The organism is Sulfurimonas sp., assembly GCF_034005705.1.
Classification (GTDB): Bacteria; Campylobacterota; Campylobacteria; order Campylobacterales; family Sulfurimonadaceae; genus Sulfurimonas.
In genome coordinates, this window is record NZ_JAVEUF010000002.1 from 106,174 (window position 1) to 123,840 (window position 17,667).

Here is a 17,667-nt window from a genome sequence, read left to right on the forward strand (position 1 = left end):
TTGTTACTTAGGTGTAGTTTGATTTATATCTGCTCGTTAAAGAGTGAGTGTTAAAAAAAATATTTGTAGGTGATAAATAAAAATTATCAGCTAGTGAGTTGATTTGAGAAGAGAGAATTATAAATTTGTAAAAGTCCTAAGATTACTGGATAAAACATCATCTATATAATAAGTATGAATAAAAACCAAAATACTAAATACATAGACACCCATTACAACTAACTTATTTACCTCTTCTACATATACAACTACAGGAGAGATACCATGATTAATTACACCGTACATATAGACACACTAAAACTACAAATTGATTTTATAAACAGTAGTGAACAAAGAGAGGTGATGGATCAATTAGCAAGAGCATTAGATATAACATTTCCATTTTTAAAAGTAAAATACAACACAAATACTAATCCTAATGGTGCATACACCCATACTGTTAATACAGGAAGAGCAAAGATACTTGAGTTAACAAGTGGTGCTTATAAAGACAAATACCAAAGAACCATCTATTTTATAACAATAGAGATAGCAGGACTTAAGCAATACCATAAAAATGACAAGATAGCTTATGATTGTTTAATCAGATTAGTAGCATACTTAAACACCAATGAGATAAGTTTTGAATATAAAGGTATAGATGTAGCAGTTGATTTGCAGTCTTTTTTTGCATTTACTTATGTTTTTTGCAATAAGAAAGCACCTCGTGTTCAGTACTATAGCGTATATGAAAAGCAACCATATCTAACTACACGCTATATAGAAAAATACATCAATACCCATAATCAAGTAATGAAAAGATCGAAGCTATACTATAAACCAGCTAAAGACAAATATATCACTTATCCCATAACACGATATGAACTAAAGCTTCAGAGTAGTTTTTTTAATAAATACCCTTATAGGTATGGGATGCTTCAAAATGAGTTAGATAGATACCATATCCTTTACTTTCCGACACTAGATGAAAAAGCTGCAGCACTAGAACTTTATTCACAGTATGAAGAGAGTGTAAGACGAAGAGACTTACATAAGCTAGGGTTAGACAGGTACCGTTTATATCCTAATACAAGTGAGATAGAGAACTTTTTATTTGATCTATATGATGTGTATGAGCATGATTTAGACTTACCTGTTGAAGAGGAAAATAGTGATTGGCTAGATGAGTATTAATAACATTCATTTTAAAGCCTATAGAAGCTACGAACTACATCGAAGTATAGTTGTGGTTGGCTGATTACTTTTTGGCTCTTTTAAGGGTATTTAAAGAGTTGATAAAGATAATATAATATTTATTAAGTTAATTTACTATAAAACGCATAATAAAGCAGGCTTTATATTGGGCTTTATTATATATCAACTATAATTTATTTTATTTAACAAAAAAAGATCAATTTTAATGTTAACCATTTAGGCATACACTAGATAAAACGGTAAGGTAAAAGGAGGAGTTATTTTGCTAGATTGAAGTAGTGTTTTTCGCCACTATGAGAGTGTGTAATTTTAGGAAAAGTATCATAAGGTTCTATAGCTCTTAATCTTTTTAAAATCTCTTTAGAAGATAGATTTTTAGAAAAAAGTGCATTATATGCTTTTGCAATGTTAGCTCTATTGATTTTACTATCTCTAAAATCTCTTTGTAATTCATTATGAAGGTCACCATAGTTTAAGTCGATAAGATCGTAGAAATAATCGATATCAAGCTTTACAATAGCATTATGAAAATCGATTATATTATCTTGTGAACTTTTTATAATAACTCTTTTTTCTGGAGTATCAAGAGGTGTATTTGCAAGGTTTATATCAACATCATAGTTTTTTAGATATTTTGCAAACTCCTCTAAATCTTGTTTAATTCCAGCAACTAAGTTTTCATAGCTACCATAGTGTAAAAAGTCAGTATTAACCAAGTTTTCACCTGTATTAATAACTGTAAATCTTCTATCGTTTTCTTCTATCTTTAAAGCATCAATATGATTAGAACTAAAGATAGATTGACCAAATAGTTCTATCTCTTTATTCATTGTTACATTTTTTTCTTCTAATGAAATTGATGGATTTGTAATTACTGCTTTAAAAAAACTATCATTCTTTTCACTGGTTCTGAACTTTATCTCATCGAAGTTATAGTAGAGTTTATCTTTGATGATTTTTGCTTTATATCTACTATTAATACTCTCATTGTTGATAGTTATGCAATTCTCTCTACCAAATAGTTCAGAGATGATAGTATCAAAAAGTATTCCTTTACCAGCTCCTTGTTTTCCAATAAGTGCTATAGCAACTTGAGACTTTTTCAGATATTTAAAAAAGTATGCTAAATTGTTTAGTAGATAATCGTATTTAGATTTATTGTAATTTGTAAGATGAAACAGAAGATCTAATATGGTTTTAGGTAGTCTTGTAGGTTCACCCTTTAGCTGCATATATTTTGTTGGTTTGAATGTATTTCTATAATAGACACCATCCTCTTCAAAATACTCTTCTAATATTCTAGGTCGAAACCTCTCCTCATGTACGAGTATCAGCTCATGGATAGAGATAGGAAAGGCATTATCTTTTTTCATCATCGCCATCCCTTACCGTAGCATCGGATAATAATATTGTACTTGGGTCTATATCTGTATATGATGGTACATCTTCAGTTATCTTAATAGCAAATCTTAATGCTGCACTGAGTATTGTTTCAGCTTGTCTTTTTGAATAGATTTTAATTTCACTATCTTTTGAGAATCTACAACATATCTTCCCATCACTATTTAAAAATATAGTTCCACCTCTTGCATGGATATTATTAATAGCTTCGTTTTTATATGATTTTCTAAAGTTATTATATTGGTATTTTGAGTAGTCTAGTGCTTCTAGGGTATCAGAACCACTACTATCAATAGAGTCTTTATTATTTGCAAAAAGTGCTCTTTTTAAAAAGTTTTTATGCTCCTCTTTTATTACTTTATGGAGTAGATTTTCTTCTGAAGCATAGTCTAAAAAGATTGATATTTCACTATAGAGTTCTTTATTATCAAGTAGTAGATTTTCATCTGAAATATGTTGTAATAAAGTGGTGAATTTATTAATCTTATATTTTATTTTTTTTCCTTTATACTCTTTAAATATTTGAAAGAAACCACCACTTTGGATACCTTTATTAGTAAAGTAATTCTCTAACTTTTCAAGTGGTAAGTCATAATCTTGCTTAACTGGTTTTTCATATCTAATTTTACGAGGACCTTTTTCCCTTGGATTAGAAAATGGGTCATAAATTGTATTTTGATTTTCCACTACATAATCCTATTTTACTTTTTGAGCTTGGTTTTCTGCTCTTGTTAAATCACGACTGTTTAACTGCACTGTGTTGTTTAAATTATGATTTTGATTATATACTACTGGAGTGTTAGAGTGATATTGGTTACTCATTATTATAATGCTACCGATTTTTCATAAAGCAGTTCAGGATCAAGGTCAAGATGGTTATCCCACTCTATACTATCAAAGCTTACTTTCACACTAGAAAAAAGCTTTTTATCTCTTAGTTCTTGAAATTTACCTATATTAAGATACTCACTTACATCAAAGACTTTACACTCATTATTTTCAAAAGTAAGCAACAGTTTATAATCTTCTTGTGGTTTTACATCTATAACTGATAAGTACATACTGACTCCTTATTTTAAAGGTTCTATTTTATATGGAAGTTCACCGTTTTGAGCTAGATTCCAGTCAGCTAGAAGCTCCTCTTGGTGTAAAACTGTCCATGCCTCAACAAGTTTTCTTTGTTTATTTGGTAAAGAACCGTCTGTTAATTCACAACTATTTAAATCTATAATAGCCTTATGCTCATTATAATAAGCATGAATATGTGGAGGGTTGTGTTCATTTGGTGCACAATACATCCTAATAATTATCCCATAAAACATACTTATAGTTGGCATTTAGACCTCACAATTTTATTTTCATATATTATACCAAACTCAATCTACAATCTCACTTCAACAACTTCCCAGCATGGCTAGCTGCTTTCATAAGGGCTTCATCTGATAGATGGGCGTATCGTTGGGTCATTTTAGCTGTTGAGTGTCCTAAGAGTTTTTGTACTTCATAGAGGGAGCATTTGGAGTTTACAAGTGCTGAAGCGTATGTATGTCGTAAATCGTGAATACGAACTTCTGGTAATCCTGCTTTTATTCTTGCTGTGTTCCAGCTGTTAAAAATAGAGACATAAGGCTTTTTAGTTTTTGGAGAGGCAAAGAGGTATTTAGATTGTTTAGGGATGGTTTCTAGTAGCTCTTTTAGTGGTGGTGTTATAGGTAGGATTCTTTTTTTACCTGATTTGGTTATTGGGATCGTCCATAGGTTGTTTAACATATCAAAGTCACACCACTGGGCATCTAGCACCTCTCTTTTTCTCGCACCTGATAAAAGCAGCATAGGAATGATGAACTGTAGATGTTGGTTTGGGCTTTTCTCTACCTCACGAAGTAATCTTTTTGCTTGGGTGTTCGTTAGAAATATTTGTCTTTGGTTGTTGAGTTCAAACTCTTTTATACCTCTACAAGGGTTTATATCACTTGGGAGTAGTTCAAACTGATGGGAGAGTTTATAGGCGTTACTTAAAAAGATTAGAAACTTATTAGCTGTTGCTGGTGCTAGATTTTTATCTTTTACCATTGAGCTATGGTATGTCATCACTTGGGTTTTCTTTAGGTCTTTCATGGGAGTGTTGGATAGATGATTGAGGATGTGGTTTTTAAATACTGATATGTTGGTTTCATAGCTTTTTATGTGGGTGTGGATGTATGGGAGGTAGTGAGTGTCGTAGAACTCTTGAAAAGTGATGGGGTTGATTTGAGGTTCAAGGGAGTCTTGTAGGATAGATTGGTTGGATATGTTTTCTTTTAGTTCATAGTAGCTCTTTTTAGCCTCTTCTAGGCTTAGTTCATTTGTACTGCCTATACGCTTCATCTTTTGTTTAGTGTTTTGTCTATAGCGGTAGTAGTAAGTTTTACTTCCTGTTGCTTTTACTTCAATCATAAAGCCGCTTAATTCATTGTCGAAATATTGCTCTTTTGCTTTGGTGGTTGGTGGTTTTACTTTTTTTATAAAGTCATTGGTAATTGTAACTTTTGGCATAGTGTTTTCTCTTCTTTTTTTTACTTATTTTTACTTAGAATAACTTTTTAAAATGGTGTGCCGACCACAATAGAAAAGTATGTGGGCTTGTTGGAAGTATAGTTAAGGGTGAAAAAGCTTGTCAAGTGGGCATTGCCGACCAATTGCCGACCAGATGGAGGGTGAATTGCACAAAAAATTGTATTGTAAGCCTAAAGGACTTTTTGGGACTGTTTATAGTCAAGAGAAAGTAGATAAATAGGTAGTTTAGAGAGTATTGTAATAATTTTAGACAGATGAAAGATGATTGCCCACCAATTGCCCACCAAATAAGGTCGTTTTAAGTTTAAAAGAATTTTACGAATTTTTGGAAGTGTAACTATTGGTAGCAAAAGTGGGTGTAAATGGGATAAATGGAGTGTTTGGGGTTATAGGTGAATGGGTTGGATATTGGGTGGTTTTGGGTGATTGGTCGGCTGGATTATTTCAAAATAGTATTGATTGTTTTAGTGGTTAAATCTAAAAAATTTGCTATTTCAGTTTTAGTATAACCGTATTCAAAAGCTTTTTTAATATTTTCATTTCTGTTAATATCACGATCTTGTTCAAAAAAAGTTTCTAATCTTTTTTTTAAAACTTTTAATTTACCCTCTTTTGTTGTTATAAGATTTGGGGATTTATAGACTATATCTATAGCTTCTATATCCATGTCACTACTTATATAATCAGCATACTCATTATAGGTCATCTCAAATATCATAGAATCATTTAGAAGCTCAAAATAGTTATGTTTATATTTCCATTGAAAAAAAGATTGGTATTTGTATAATGCTACATCTTCTACCATGTTTGCTTTTATGGGGTTTATTTCTATATACTTTGCTACTATCCAAAAGTGTGCATCATCAAACAGAGGATATGATTTATACCTGCCCTGCCATAGATGACCTGAACGGGTATACTTTTTGTTGAAATATTTTGAGTATTTATCATTTATAAACTGCATAGCTTTTGAAAGATTTGTTTGTTTAGTCTCAAGTAGAATATGGTAGTGATTTGTCATGAGACAGTATGTGTGAATAATAAGATCATAATCTTTAGAGGCTTTAAGTAATAAATCTAAAAAAAACTCATAATCTTCTGGTTCAAGATATATAGCTCTTCTTTCTACTCCACGATTAATAATATGATAATGTCCTGCTTCTTGATATCGTTCTTTTCTTGCCATTTGATATTGTATTAAAATTTAACTTAAATTAAGTTTTTGCACTAAATAGTGCCTGACACCTTTTTTACTAACTTAAATTAAGTTTTTACACTAAATAGTGCCTGACACCTTTTTTCAGTGGATGGGTAGAATGGTAGCAAAAAGAGAGAAAGAAGAAGAAAGGAAAAATTAAGTTTTTGCATAAAAGAGTGCCTGACACCCTTTTTTTTTGGTAAGCTTGAGTAATAAATCTAAAAAAAACTCATAATCTTTGGGTTCAAGGTATATAGACCTTCTTTCTACTCCACGATTAATAATATGATAACATCCAGCTTCTTGGTATCGTTCTTTTCTTGGCATTTGATATTGTATTAAAATTTAACTTAAATTAAGTTTTTGCACTAAATAGTGCCTGACACCTTTTTCCAGAAAAGTTTCAAAATGGTGGCTGACACCCTTTTTTTAGATAGAGATTAACGAAAAAAGCCCCACTCCGAAGAGTGAGGCTGAAAGCTTTTGGGCTTTTGAGAAACGCTTGTCCTTTGTGGGGATTATGCCAATTCTAATGTATCGCTTGTTGCATTGAAAGATGCTGTTGAAAGGTCATAAGTACCAGTCAACATAATAACAAAGTCAGTACCATCTACAAATGAGTTAGCACTATCTCCGCCAACATCAGCAGTAACGAATGTGTTACCATTGTATTGGAACCAACCAACTGCACCATTAGCAAGTGTAGTCATAGCTTGATCTAAGTATGCTTGAGTAGACTCTGTAGCACCTTGAGCAAGTGTAATTTGAGTTGCATTAAAAGCAGTTAGGTTAGTTGTTGCACCAGCGTTACCATCAACACCAGCAAGATTTATAATATCACCACTAGCAGCATCTTGAATTACAGCGTAGTTACTTTTATTTGAAGATGCGCCATTGATATCAAATGTATCAGTACCAGCACCACCATTAAGTTTAACTAAGTCCATATTGTCTGCAACAACTAGTGTATCATTACCAGCACCACCATTGATAGTAACACCATTAGTATTAGCAGTAATTACGTCCGCAGCAGAACCACCAGTAACAGTCATGTTCGCAGCAGTAGTAGTATACGTTAATATACCAGTCATAGTGCTAGCATCAACTGTTGTAAGGTTGCTTGTAGCTACATTTGTTGCAGTAGTAAGAGTTAAATCTCCAGCACCGGTTACGTTTACAGTTGAATAACTGCTTGTAGTTGTAGCAGAATCAGTTACAGTTAAACTAAATACAGCATTTGTATCATCAACACCGTCTCCTATAGCAGCACCAAACTCATCTAAAGCACCAGTAACATCAACGAAAGTATCATCTACAGAGATGTTGATAGTTTCTACACCATTTTGGTTAACAGCAGCAGCAGCAGCTGATACAGCTACAATTCCTGCAGCAACACCAGCAGCAGTTAATGAATCATCAAGAACAATGTTAAATACATCTGCAGTTGTAGATGTTGAGTCTGCCATGAAAACATCCATACCTACACCAGCAGTAGTTAATTCTAATGTACCATTGTTTGCCATATTTGAAAGACCTGCAGCAGCAGCTGTACTATTTGCACTGATTACATATGAAATTCCATCAATGTTAGCTAAATCAACAGTCTCAGCACCAGCTGCAGAGTGAGTTAATGAAACCTTCTCGAAACCATCAATTTTAGCATTGAATGCAGTTGAAGCTGAAAGAGCAACATTGTCTGCACTAGCAATAGTTAAAGCAAGTGTATCAGTACCTTCGCCACCTTGTAAAGCAGTTGTTGTAGCAATATTTGCAGCTGCAGTCAGAGCAAGCATAGTTAATGTATCATTACCAGCACCCATATCAACATCATCACCAACTAGAACGCCATCGATTGCAATAGTTAATGCGTCATTACCAGTACCACCAGTAAATTTAACATCGTTCGTTGCACCTAGAACTACAGTTACACCACCAGTGTTACCTGAAGCGTCAATAGTTTGAAGCGTTGTAGCATTAGCGATAGCACCTGTTAGGTTAACTGCAGCTGAACCATTTACATCGATTAAAGTTGCTGCTGTATATGCAGAAGCACCTGATAATGCAGCTTCAGCATTGATTGTTACAGTAGTAGCTGCAGCAGCAGCGATAGCACCAGTTGAAGCTGTACCTGAAGTGTTAACAGTTAGGTTTGTAATTGAAGCACCACCAGCATCAAGATTCACAGCCGCATCAACATCATCAAGGTTAAGAGTCATTGCGCCAGTAGAAGTAGTAGTTACTGCCATAGTACCTGTAGCACCTGAATTTTTAAGTGTTAAGTTAGTCAATGCATTAGCGTTAATTGTTGAAGCAGCATATCCATCTACTGTAATATCAGTAATTGAAGCATTTCCACCATCAGCAATAGTAACAGCACCATTCGCAACACCTGCTCTACCAGTTATAGCAGCAACAGCAGCTACACCAGTCACACCAGCAGCAACAGTTGGATTAGTACCAGTACCACCAACAGTTAACGCAGCAGTATTACCAGCTTGAGTTGTAGCAGTATAAGTTACTGTAGCACCAACTGCATCACCTGATGAATAATCTAGAGTAGTATTTGATCCAGTATAAATACCGTTTGCAGTTGGGCCATTTGCAGATTGAAGATCATCAAATGTAGTTGTATCTGTTAAATTACTAAATGCAGCAGCAACTTCTTCAGCAGTTAAGTTCTTAGCAGCAGTAAAAGTTAAACCATTTACAACAGCAGTTTGACCAGCAGTTAAAGCAGAAAAAGTAACAATTTGTGTTTGATTAACACCAGTCGTTGCAGCACCTGCAGCTACAGCAGCTACTTGATCATCTTGAGTTACAGTTACAGAAGTTGTTGCGCTTGTACCAGTAACGCTTACAGCACCTTGAGTTACAATATTGGCACCAACAGCAGCAGTAGCTATGTTATTGATAGCAGTTACATCTTGATTAACAGTAATTGTTGTACCACCAGTTACAGCGATAGTATCTAATGTACCACCAGCAGCTACACCTGCAACAACATTACCATTACCAGAAGCTTGAACAGTTACAGTACCAGCATTTGCAGTTGCAGTACCTAAAGCGATACCACCATCCTCTGCTAATTAGTTAGTAGTAGTTACAGATACAGCTCCAGCAGCACCATTAACACTAATTGCACCCTCAGCTGTACCATTTACACCAGCGTGTGTTACTGATACATCTTTACCGTTAGTAGTAGCTAAAGTACCAGCACCTAAAACTGCACCAGAAACATTAATATCTGTAGTTGCAGCTGCAGTAGCAGCAACAGCACCACCAGATTGAGTAACATTTAGAGTTTCAACACCAGTCCAGTTAGTTGTATTAGCAGTAACAGCTGCAGCACCTTGGATAATTACAGTTTCAACATTTGATACATTTGAACCAGCTACATTAATAGCATTGTTTTGGTCAAGAATTTTAAGTGTATCCGCACCAGCACCACCATCGATACTATCTAGCGCACCAAATGATTGAATGTTAGCACCGTTAAGTTGTAAATCTTCACCAATGATTATGTCATTGCCAGCTGTACCAGTTATAGTGTCAACATTTGTAGTTAACATGAAAGTTTGACCAGCATTAACATCTGAAGCAGCAACAGCATCAGCAACTGCCGTATCAACCGTTGCAAGTGCTGCAGTTAAAGTAGCAGAATCATCAGTAACAGTAGCCAGCCATGCTTTTGCTTCTGCTGCAGCGTCTGCACCTGAATAACCAATAATCTCATCCGTTGTGTCCATAGCATCCGTGAAAGCTTGCGCCGCAGTTGCCTTGTTGCCAAGTGCTAAAACATCTTCGTTTTGAGCACCAACCATGATAGCCCATGCAACATTACCTACCGAGAAAGTTCCATCGTTAAGCTTAGCAGTCCAGTATAAAAGACCGTCAACTTCTGCATCTCTACCGAAAAGGTTGTTGTAAAGGCTGTTAACGATGAACTCGTTTGATTTGCCTGCATAATTATCCGCATACTCTGCTGAAGCTGAGAAAGCATTAATAACTGCCTCCGAACTATTTGCAAGTGTAACCTGATTTGTCCAGTAAGCTAGACCAGATACATCAGCAGCTCTGCCGAAGTACGCTATATACATTTTTTGAATATCCGTGTTTGTAGCCATTTAAGACTCCCTATTGTATTGATTTTTTAATATCCTTGCAAGATATCATACTAAAAGCTTTTAGTGCTAATCTTCTGCACTTCTGAATTGTAGCATATGTTTAGATTATATGTCAATATTTTTAACTTTTACGTCAGAAAAATGTTATTATCAAAGCGTGCGTTTGTTAAAATGTTACACTTAGTTTAAAAAATCGGAATAAATAAATATGATAAATAAAATAAAATCCTATATGGTGCATAGAATAATGCTATATCTTAGCTCGCACGGCAGAATTAAAGCTTTTGTAAAGAGAGTTATTTACAGCAGTGAGGCATTGCAGAAGATAGCTTTTAAAGCTGTTCATGCAGATAGTCACAAATCTCACAAAAATGAGCTTTGCAACAGAAGAGCTCAGAGAACTTATGAAGCGTTAAAAGAAGGAATCGCTCATTGAAGGCGGTTATTGATACGCAAGGTATTTGCGGGCTTAATAGAGAGAGAGGTATCGGGAGGTTTGGCAGAGCTCTTTTAGAGGCGATGTTAGAGAAGTTCGATGCGGAAGATAAAGCTGTTTTACTTGCACATGATGGGTTGGCTCATGCAGATTTTAGAGCAGATACGAAAAGTGTGTTTTTGCCTCTTCATACACAATATAGAGCTCAAAGCAGCAGGTTTAAATACAGGACTGCGGAAAAAATAGTTAAAAACGCCGTAGACGCTATGGATGCGGACCTCTTTTTGGTCATCAGTTTGTTTGAGGGGTTTGCGGATGATTGCGTTTGCGTGTTTAGCGAGAATAGTATCAATGCCGTTGTTTTATATGACCTTATACCGCTTGTGATGCAGGATGTTTATCTTAATAACACTGTGATGAGAGAGTGGTACTTTGAAAAGCTTGAGGTTTTAAAAAAAGCGGATTTGATACTTTGTATATCTGAATATACTAAAGAGGATGCTATAAGAGAGCTTGGGATAGATGCTAAAAAGATAGTTACTATCGGGTGTGATGTCGATGCCTTCTTTGTTAAAAGAGATATTTGCAAAGAGAGTGAGCTTGCGCTGAAGAGTAAGTATGGGATAAAAGAGGGGTTTATACTATATACGGGCGGAATGGATAAAAGAAAAAATATAGAGGGGCTTATAGATGCTTACTCGCTTTTAGAGAAAAAGAGTAAAGAGAGATATCAACTTGTCATAGTTTGCTCTATAAGTGAGGAGCAAAAGAGAGAGATAGAGCAGTATGTACAAAGATTGGGCATAGAGAATGATAGAGTAGTTATGAGCGGGCATGTTAGTGACGATGAACTTGCACAGTTGTACAGCCTTTGCGATTTGTTTGTGTTTGCCTCTTTGTATGAGGGGTTTGGTATGCCGATACTTGAAGCTATGCGATGCGGCGCACCTGTCATAGGTTCTAACAACAGCAGCATACGAGAGATAATAGAGATAAGCGATGCAATGTTCGACCCAAGAGAGCCTTTGGAAATGAGCAAAAAAATTGAAGAAGCTTTGTATGATGAAAAGCTTAGAGCGAAGCTGATAGAAAATTCAGCTCTACAGGGTCAAAAGTACAGTATAAAAAAGAGTGCGGCAAAGTGTATAGAAGCATGCAGAGAGGCTGTTGCTACGCGTAAAAAAAATGCAAAGAGCGTAAAAAAAAGTATGGGGGTAAGAGAGAAGCTTGCGTATGTCTCACCTTTGCCTCCTGAGAAAACTGGAATAGCGGACTATAGTGCAGAGCTGCTGTTTGAGATGGTGAAGCACTATGATGTAACAGTTATAACAAATCAGAGTGATTTTGAAACGCAGCGGCTTCCTGAGGGGCTTGAGATACAAAACAGTGCGTGGTTTTTGAAAAACAGCAAGAGTTTTTCAAAGGTAGTTTATCACTTTGGCAATTCGCATTTTCATGCATATATGTTTGCTCTGCTTGAGAGATGCCCCGGAGTTGTTGTGTCGCATGACTTTTTTATGAGTGGGGCTTTAGGGTGGATGGACAGGTTTGGCGGTGTGCATGGAGCGTACCCCGCTTCACTCTACTACTCTCATGGATACAGTGCATTGCTAAAGCAGAAAACAGATGCGAAAGAGTGCGGCTGGAAATATCCATGCAATAAGGAGATACTTGATATGAGTGTTGGCGTGATAGTTCATTCGGAGTATCAAAAAAGATTGGCGGATGATTTTTACGGGGCGGGGTATTCTCGCGCATGGAAAACAATACCTCTTCTACGAAAACTAAGAGGAAACAGCGACAAAGAGTCGGCACGGAAAAACCTCGGTATAGAGAGCGATGCGTTTGTTATCTGCTCGTTTGGGTTTATGGGCGTACATAAGCTCAATGAAAAAGCATTGGATGCATTTTTAAAATCGAGTTTGGCGACTAAGCCGCACTGCAAACTGATATTTGTCGGGGCTGAGAGTGGGGATGCATACTGCGCGAATATCATAAAGAGTATAGAGCGTAACAAAATAGGGGATAGAGTCTCTATAACTGGGTTTGTGGATAATACCGTTTATGAAGAGTATCTGGCTGCTATGGATATAGCCGTGCAACTTCGTACTAAATCAAGAGGCGAAACCTCTGCCGCAGTTCTTGATGTAATGGCAAGTAAAAAAGCCGTGGTTATCAATGCTCACGGAACTATGGATGATTATGCTGAAGATGTGTGTGTTAAGCTTAAAGATACGTTTGATGAGGATGAGTTGAGCCGTGCGCTGGAGAGGCTGTATGAGGATAAAACATATAGAGATGCAACGGCACTGCGTGGGTATGAATATATGGAGCGATACCATACTCCTGCGCTTGTGGGTAAAATGTATAAAGAGGCGATAGAGGAAATATATGAAAATAGCCGCTCACCGAAGTATAGCAAACTGATGGATGAAGTTGTGCAACTTGGCAGAGAGTATAAAGCAGAGGATGAGAATCTTAAAGAGTGTGCCGTGGCTATCGCCAAAAACTTTTGTCCGCAACAGCAAACTCAGATATTTTTGGATGTGTCTGAACTTGTAAAACAAGATGTCAAGACGGGAATACAGAGGGTGGTTCGCTCACTGACGAGTGAGCTTATCAAAAATGAGTCTAATCGCTATAGAGTAGAGCCTGTTTACTATCAAAACGGGACGTATGTGTATGCACGAGCGTTTACGAGCACTTTGCTTGGAGTGGCGCGCACACAAGAGGATGATTGTGAGATAGAGTATGCTAAGGGGGATCTGTTTGTCGGGCTTGATTTATCTTTGCAAGAGAGCGTGTGGGCAAAAGATAGGCTTTTGAAGATGCGCTTGGCAGGAGTTGCGATAAACTTTGTGGTGTATGATATATTGCCAGTACTGCATAGAGAGTGGTGGCCTGAGGGAGCATTTGGACTTTTTAGCGGTTGGCTTAAAAATATTATAGAGATTTCAGATAGATTGGTGTGCATCTCAAAATCTACCAAAAAAGATGTACAGAGGTATATAGAGCAAAACAGTGTCGGCAATACTATACCGATAGTGGATTATTTTCATTTGGGAGCAGATGTTGAGAACAGCATCGGCAGCAGCGGAATAACAAAAGAGCAAAAAAGAGTGTTAAGTTCTTTGGATTTTGAAGATACATTTTTGATGGTTGGGACGATTGAACCGAGAAAAGGACATGCGGAGGTTCTCGAAGCATTTGAGATGCTGTGGGAAAATGGCGAGAATACAAAACTCATCATCATAGGAAAACAGGGCTGGATGGTTGAGAAATTTATAGATAGTATGAAGTCGAGTAAAGAACTTCATAAAAAGCTTTTTTGGTTTAATGATGCAAGTGATGAGTTTTTGGAAGAACTTTATGGGCGATGCAGTGTTCTTGTGCTGGCTTCTTACGGAGAGGGATTTGGACTGCCTATAATAGAGGCTGCAAAGCATAATATGCCGATTTTGGCAAGAGATATAGAAGTGTTTCGAGAAGTGGCGCAAGAGGGCGCAAGCTATTTTAAGGGCGACAATGCAAAGGAACTCTGCGATACTATACAAGAGTGGCGCTTGAAACGTAGAGAGGGAGAGGTGATTTCTCCCTACGGGATAAAGTATTTGAGCTGGGAGCAAAGCGCTAAGTGGCTGGAGCGGTTGGTGCTTGAGTGATGTTATCTAAACAGCTGAAACAGCTTGCGAAGCCAAGCGGTGTATCTCCATGATTTACTGTTTAGGAGAGCTTCAAATTTGGCATTGAGTTCTTGAAGTTTGGCGTTATGTTCTTGAAGTTTAGCGTTATGTTCTTGAAGTTTAGCGTTATGTTCTTGAAGTTTGGCGTCTTGCTTAGTATCATAGTTTTGTGCCAGCAGGTTTAGCGTTGTTCCGTACTCTTTTGAAAATGGTTCTTTAAAAAGTTCTTGCAAAACAGCAGAGCTCTTTTTTTGGGCAATCACTGCATAATTTGGGCTTACTCCACCTAAAACATCAATCAAAGTGACTTTGCTTGGCGTTTCAATCAATGATTGTGAACCGTGAAGACGCAAAATCTTATATGTTTCAAAACCGCAAAACATTACCAAAAACTCTAAAAGCATTGGCGGTATTGGTCTTGAATGCGTCGGGTCTATGTAAAAATCAACTGTTGAGACTATAATATTTTCCGGATTTGGAGTTTCAAGAATGAGCAAGCCACCATCTTTGAGCACTCTTGTGGATGCAAGTACAAGCTCTTTTAACTGAGAAAAGCTAATATGCTCTATGAGATGAAAAGCGGATAGAACAGAAACTGAGTTGTCAGGTAAATTATTTAGCGTGGTAATTGCATCTGCACATTCAACATCAAAGGAGTGTTTTTTGCACTCTGCGAGCATATTTTCATCTAAGTCAATTCCTTTGGCTTTGAAACCGTGGTTTGTAACTAGTTCCAGCCATTCGCCTCGCCCACATCCTAAATCTACAGATAAAGGATCTTCATGTATTTCTTTGAGGGGAGTGATAAATGGAAGATATATTTCTAGCCTTTTACCGATAGAGTCTCTTGAGCCTCTATGTAAATCTTCAAAACTTTTGTAAAAGTTATCGTTCATTATACGCCTTTGTATTTGGTTATATTTTTGTATGTATTTGTCTAAAGTCAATGGTTGGCTCAAGTCTGCAAAGTCCAACAAAAGCCTCTCCTTCTACTCCAGCTACTTCAAAATCGCACGCATAATCCAGCCAATGAGAGCAGTTTGAGAGATGTGTGTCTTGCGAGTGAAGAGCTGCCGTTATGCTGTATTTACCTACTCCTATATTTAAAGGCATATGAAAACTGCAGATGTAACTGCTATCTTTGTGAAAATCAATAGTTTTTTTGTGATGGAATGTATTTGTCCCAAAGATGTCTTGACCAAATCTGTCTCTTATTGCTATGCCTACCGTCATGTTAGGGAGATCTTTTTGTGAGACTATCTTTACATCAACGATAATTTTTTCACCTGAAGAGATAATATTTGATTTTGATTTTTCGCCTTTTATGGTTACTTCCATTATCTCAACATCAAATGTGCCAAAAGAGCTATTTTGTGCCTCTTTTATAGTTATGGTTTCTTCTTTATCATTTAGTTTTGAGATAAGAAAGTTATAGGTGTTGATAACTGCTTCGGGGCTGCCCTCTTCCACCATCGTTCCGTGGTTAAGTAAAATAACTCTATCACAAAGGAGTTTTAAAGAGTTTAAGTCGTGAGATACATAGATTATGGACATATTTTGCTCTTTCTTTGCCCTTAATGCCGCTGTACATTTCGCAGCAAAGTGAGCATCGCCTACTGAGAGTGCTTCATCGACTATGAGAATTTGCGGTTCGGAGTAGATGGCGATGGAAAATGCCAGACGCATTTTCATACCGGATGAGTAGGTTTTTATGCTCTCTTGTATGTAGTCGCCAAGTTCACTAAAAGCGATAATCTCTTTTGCCTTTTCTTCGCACTCTTTAGGTGTCATACCGATAAGCGTGCCGTTTAAAAATATGTTTTCATAGCCGCTTAGCTCATCGTTAAAACCGGTGCCGAGCTCAAGAAGTGCCGTCACTCTACCGTGCCTTATAACCTCTCCGCTTGTAGGGTTTGTGACTCCTGCTATGATTTTGAGTATAGTTGATTTACCTGCACCGTTTACTCCGATGATGCCGAGCGTTTCACCCTCGTAAAGGTCAAATGAGATAGAGTTGTTTGAGATAAACTCTTTATGGTAGGGTTTGTTTAAAAAAATCTCTTTTAGTCTGTCGATGTTGTTTTTGTACATCTTATAGATTTTTGTAATATTTTTAACTTCTAAGATTTTTTTCATAAATGGTTGCTTTTTTTAAAATTTTATAATTATACTATAGTTTTAGACGAGGTTAAAACCTCAAGATGGAAGCAAGGATTTATCCTTGCCTATGATGAACGAGGTTGAAACCTCGTTTCCGAAAGCAAGAGCACTGACGAGGTTAAAACCTCAAGATGGAAGCAAGGATTTATCCTTGCCTATGATGAACGAGGTTAAAACCTCGTTTCCAAAAGCAAGAGCACTGACGAAGTTAAAACCTCAAGATGGAAGCAAGGATTTATCCTTGCCTATGATGAACGAGGTTAAAACCTCGTTTCCAAAAGCAAGAGCATTGACGAGGTTAAAACCTCGTCTCCGAAAACAAGAGCTTAGAAATGGAAGCGATGCTTTAGCTTCGCTCATATATGGAGTAAAATCTATCTTCATTCAGTCCTGCTTTTTGTGCATTGTTTTGAATATAGTTATATACTTTTGTAAAATGTTCTTCATCTCTAATAACTTTATCATAATAGCCACTTGCCCAAAACTTACCTGATTTTTTTAGTAAAACATTTATATCTTTTGCGCTTTTTGCTTTTAACACTTTTATGGTTTTAGCCATAGGCTGCATCTGCTTAAAGAGTATATGTACATGATTTGGCATAACTACAAAAGAGATAATTTCATATAAAACGTTGTTTTGCATCTTTATAAAATCAAACATATATTCTAGAACAATATCGTTTAAATATGCTCCGTTTTGCGAATTGTCTAAATACTCATCTACTTTATACTGTTTATGAGAATTTTTTAAATCATTGTTATCTAAAAGTTTGAATACATAAGCATCTACGCTATCGTTTGTCCTAAATGTAAGAAACTGATAGTATCCAAACGCATCTATATGAGGAAGTTTTATATGTTTTTGCATGGTGCATTTTGACTTATTTTTGTTAAATTGTTTCTTAGACGAGGTTA

The 17,667-nt window shown here is 36.4% G+C and carries 14 protein-coding genes; 3 read left to right on the forward strand and 11 right to left on the reverse strand.

Translation table 11 applies throughout. The features are described 5' to 3' along the window. Nucleotides 1–264: 264 nt before the first annotated feature. Nucleotides 265–1,173, forward strand: a complete 909-nt coding sequence (locus tag RBR61_RS02055; RefSeq protein WP_320341845.1) for a hypothetical protein — start codon at nt 265–267, stop codon at nt 1,171–1,173. A gap of 278 nt (nt 1,174–1,451) precedes the next feature. On the opposite strand, the gene RBR61_RS02060 is transcribed toward RBR61_RS02055, so the two are convergent. The 8 genes from RBR61_RS02060 to RBR61_RS02095 all read right to left on the reverse strand — a co-directional run bounded on the left by RBR61_RS02060 (nt 1,452) and on the right by RBR61_RS02095 (nt 10,473). Further along, nucleotides 1,452–2,570 (reverse strand): DUF5906 domain-containing protein, encoded by a 1,119-nt coding sequence (locus RBR61_RS02060; protein ID WP_320341846.1) that lies wholly within the window; start codon nt 2,568–2,570, stop codon nt 1,452–1,454. Next, on the reverse strand, nt 2,554–3,282 hold the full coding sequence (locus tag RBR61_RS02065) for a hypothetical protein (RefSeq protein ID WP_320341847.1): 729 nt from the start codon (nt 3,280–3,282) through the stop codon (nt 2,554–2,556). Before RBR61_RS02065 ends, RBR61_RS02060 begins: the two co-directional genes overlap by 17 nt. Before the next feature lie 137 nt (nt 3,283–3,419). Then, nucleotides 3,420–3,656 carry a DUF2442 domain-containing protein gene (locus RBR61_RS02070; RefSeq protein ID WP_320341848.1) on the reverse strand — a complete coding sequence of 79 codons (237 nt, stop codon included), beginning with the start codon at nt 3,654–3,656 and terminating at the stop codon, nt 3,420–3,422. A gap of 9 nt (nt 3,657–3,665) precedes the next feature. Continuing rightward, on the reverse strand, nt 3,666–3,932 hold the full coding sequence (locus RBR61_RS02075; RefSeq protein ID WP_320341849.1) for a DUF4160 domain-containing protein: 267 nt from the start codon (nt 3,930–3,932) through the stop codon (nt 3,666–3,668). 52 nt (nt 3,933–3,984) lie between these two features. After that, the gene (locus tag RBR61_RS02080) at nt 3,985–5,130 is read right to left on the reverse strand and encodes a site-specific integrase (protein WP_320341850.1); all 1,146 of its coding nucleotides are present in this window, start codon (nt 5,128–5,130) and stop codon (nt 3,985–3,987) included. A 460-nt stretch (nt 5,131–5,590) separates the two neighbouring features. Further along, nucleotides 5,591–6,337, reverse strand: a complete 747-nt coding sequence (locus RBR61_RS02085) for a transposase (protein ID WP_320341851.1) — start codon at nt 6,335–6,337, stop codon at nt 5,591–5,593. 530 nt (nt 6,338–6,867) lie between these two features. After that, nucleotides 6,868–8,781 (reverse strand): hypothetical protein, encoded by a 1,914-nt coding sequence (locus RBR61_RS02090; protein ID WP_320341852.1) that lies wholly within the window; start codon nt 8,779–8,781, stop codon nt 6,868–6,870. 654 nt (nt 8,782–9,435) lie between these two features. Further along, complete coding sequence (locus RBR61_RS02095) at nt 9,436–10,473, reverse strand: DUF4214 domain-containing protein (protein WP_320341853.1); 1,038 nt, start codon at nt 10,471–10,473, stop codon at nt 9,436–9,438. Between the two features lie 232 nt (nt 10,474–10,705). Here RBR61_RS02095 and RBR61_RS02100 point away from each other — a divergent pair, with 232 nt between their 5' ends. Continuing rightward, complete coding sequence (locus RBR61_RS02100; RefSeq protein WP_320341854.1) at nt 10,706–10,909, forward strand: hypothetical protein; 204 nt, start codon at nt 10,706–10,708, stop codon at nt 10,907–10,909. Then, complete coding sequence (locus RBR61_RS02105; protein WP_320341855.1) at nt 10,906–14,571, forward strand: glycosyltransferase; 3,666 nt, start codon at nt 10,906–10,908, stop codon at nt 14,569–14,571. Before RBR61_RS02100 ends, RBR61_RS02105 begins: the two co-directional genes overlap by 4 nt. Before the next feature lie 2 nt (nt 14,572–14,573). Here the strand turns inward: RBR61_RS02105 and RBR61_RS02110 are convergent, their stop codons facing one another. The 3 genes from RBR61_RS02110 to RBR61_RS02120 form a co-directional block, all read right to left on the reverse strand. Next, nucleotides 14,574–15,488, reverse strand: a complete 915-nt coding sequence (locus RBR61_RS02110) for a class I SAM-dependent methyltransferase (RefSeq protein WP_320341856.1) — start codon at nt 15,486–15,488, stop codon at nt 14,574–14,576. 19 nt (nt 15,489–15,507) lie between these two features. Further along, nucleotides 15,508–16,728: an ABC transporter ATP-binding protein gene (locus RBR61_RS02115; RefSeq protein WP_320341857.1), complete on the reverse strand. Its 1,221-nt coding sequence runs from the start codon at nt 16,726–16,728 to the stop codon at nt 15,508–15,510. Between the two features lie 370 nt (nt 16,729–17,098). Continuing rightward, nucleotides 17,099–17,620: a transposase gene (locus RBR61_RS02120; protein ID WP_320341858.1), complete on the reverse strand. Its 522-nt coding sequence runs from the start codon at nt 17,618–17,620 to the stop codon at nt 17,099–17,101. Nucleotides 17,621–17,667: the final 47 nt, after the last annotated feature.